Annotated in this window: 2 protein-coding genes; both read right to left on the reverse strand. The window is 63.6% G+C overall.

What is annotated here, in order from left to right:
• Positions 1-1,120: IS66 family transposase (tnpC, locus tag NKI19_RS32630; RefSeq protein ID WP_352951292.1), on the reverse strand; the 1,120-nt coding region annotated here is incomplete at its 3' end.
• A gap of 73 nt (positions 1,121-1,193) precedes the next feature.
• Positions 1,194-1,570, reverse strand: a 377-nt coding sequence (tnpB, locus tag NKI19_RS32635; protein WP_352951293.1) for an IS66 family insertion sequence element accessory protein TnpB, incomplete at its 5' end; no start/stop codon positions are given.

Below are 1,570 nucleotides of genomic sequence, written 5' to 3' on the forward strand. Positions count from 1 at the left end.
TCTGCGCCACCGTCTGCGAGGCGATAACGGAGGAGCCTGCGGCATGCAGTTCGTAGAACTTGCGCCGCACGTGCGACCAGCACGCCGCCAGCGTCACGCCGTCATTGCCCCGATCCGATCGGGCCAGCCGGTTATAGGCGGCGTATCCGTCGACCTGCAGGATGCCGCGATAGCCGTCCAGATGGCGGGCGACGCATTCGCCGGCACGGCTGTCTTCGAAGCGGTAGGCGACGATGGGCGGTCCGCTGCCACCGAACGGCCGATCATCGCGCAGATAGGTCCAGAGGTAGGCCGTCTTGGCCTTGCCCGATCCGGGGGCCAGCGTTGGCAGGGTGGTCTCATCGGCAAAGACCCGCTCACCCTGCTTGATGCGGGTCAGTGCGTAATCGGCGAGCGGCTCGAGCTCGAAGCCGACCTTGCCCATCCACTGCGCCATCTGTGACCGGTCGATCTCGACCTGATCGCGGGCATAAATCGCTTCCTGGCGGTAGAGCGGCAGGCCATCGGCGTATTTGGACACTGCGATCTGCGCCAGCAGCGCTTCGGTCGGAATGCCGCTTTCGATGATGCGGGCGGGAGCGGCTGCCTGGATAACGCCGTCCCAGCCCTTGTAGGCATATTTGGGGCGACGCGTGACGATCACCCGGAACTTCGCCGGGGTGACATCGAGCCGTTCGGAGACGTCCTCGCCGATCAGGATCTTTTCCAGCGCTTCGCAGCCAGCAGGCGTTTCGGGCTCGATAACCACCTCGACCCGTTCGAGATGGGCCGCAAAGCCTTTACGAGGACGCGGAGCGCGCTTCGCTTTCGAGCCGCCCGCAGACTTCTCCATCTGCGCTTCGATGGCCGCCACGCCGGTTTCGATCTCGTCGAAGACCAGCGCATACTGCTCCTCGCTCAGCGCACCGGTCCGCAACCTTTCGGAGCGGCTGCCGAAGCGCGCCCTCTCCAGCATCTTCACCACCGCGGTCAGCCGTGCGATCCGCTCATCAGCGCTCTTGTTGACCAACTCGAGATGGAGGTTGCGCTCCTCCAGAAGGGCGGCCTTTTCGGCCATGGCAACAACCATCGCCTTGAGCGCGTCAACGTCGTCCGGGAGCGCGAGTTCGGGTGCCGACATGGCCAAAATCAGAGCATATTCGCGGGCAATTTTCCCGCTTTTTCAGCTCCCTGATTCATCATGCCGCAGGGTTTTACCCAGCCGATTGCGGCCGCCTGACGGTCTCAGTCCGAACCCGTTTCCAGTCCATTCCGTCAACCAGAGCCATGAGCTGAGCATGATTGAGCTGGACCCGGTGGTGGCCGATCCGCGGCCAGCAGAACTTCGCGTCGTCCAGTCGCTTGGCATAAAGACACACGCCGCTGCCGTCCCACCAGACGATCTTGATCCTGTCCGCTCTTTTGGCGCGGAAGACATAAAGCGCGCCGTTGAACGGATCCGAGCCGGCATCGCGCACCAGTGCCAGTAGGCCGTCGGGACCTTTTCTAAAATCGACGGGATGACTGGCGACCAACACCTTCACGCCGGCCGGGATCATGCCTGGCGAACCGCCCGGATGATCCGCACCAG

This window comes from Mesorhizobium sp. M0751 (assembly GCF_040320265.1).
Taxonomy (GTDB): domain Bacteria; phylum Pseudomonadota; class Alphaproteobacteria; order Rhizobiales; family Rhizobiaceae; genus Mesorhizobium.